Annotated in this window: 2 protein-coding genes; one reads left to right on the forward strand and one right to left on the reverse strand. The window is 58.8% G+C overall.

Annotation, left to right across the window (positions count from 1 at the left end; all coding sequences use genetic code 11):
• On the reverse strand, positions 1-346 hold a 346-nt coding region (locus NKJ88_RS32960; RefSeq protein ID WP_352446986.1), incomplete at its 3' end, for a LysR family transcriptional regulator.
• Here NKJ88_RS32960 and NKJ88_RS32965 point away from each other — a divergent pair.
• A partial coding sequence (locus tag NKJ88_RS32965; RefSeq protein WP_352446987.1) for a hypothetical protein occupies positions 275-507 on the forward strand: 233 nt, incomplete at its 3' end. The genes NKJ88_RS32960 and NKJ88_RS32965 overlap by 72 nt on opposite strands.

Here is a 507-nt window from a genome sequence, read left to right on the forward strand (position 1 = left end):
TTCCAGAAATCGACCGGACATTCGAAGCGGTCTGTGAGCGGATAATCGCCACGACCTTGGGCAAGGTCACGAAACCGAAAACAGAGGGCGCGGCAATCGCAATCCGCTGCTTTTCCTCGTTCTTCATAGCGAAGATCGACGCGTCCAGGCGATCCAGCGACGTCAGGGCCAGTTCTACGTTTCGCAGGAGTTCCCAGGCTTCCTGCAAGGGGACGATGCGGTTGGCTGATCTCTTGAAGAGTGTGATGCCGAGCGTGGTCTCAAGCTGCTTCACATGTTGACTGACGGCCGGCTGGCTTATCCCGAGCGCAACCGCCGCCCGCCTAGTCGAACCGGCCCGCAACACTTCCCGGAAGACCTTCAGCTGACGGAGCTTCAGACGATTTCACCGGTGAATTCGTTCGAGGCGGACTTCTTGAAGGTGCCGATGGTAGCCATTGTAAGTCTCCGTTTTCTGTTCCCGAGCCCGCACCATGCGGCCTCGATGGCGATCACTTGGCCGGAGGC

The sequence above is a fragment of the Mesorhizobium sp. M0016 genome (assembly GCF_040324035.1).
GTDB lineage: Bacteria > Pseudomonadota > Alphaproteobacteria > Rhizobiales > Rhizobiaceae > Mesorhizobium.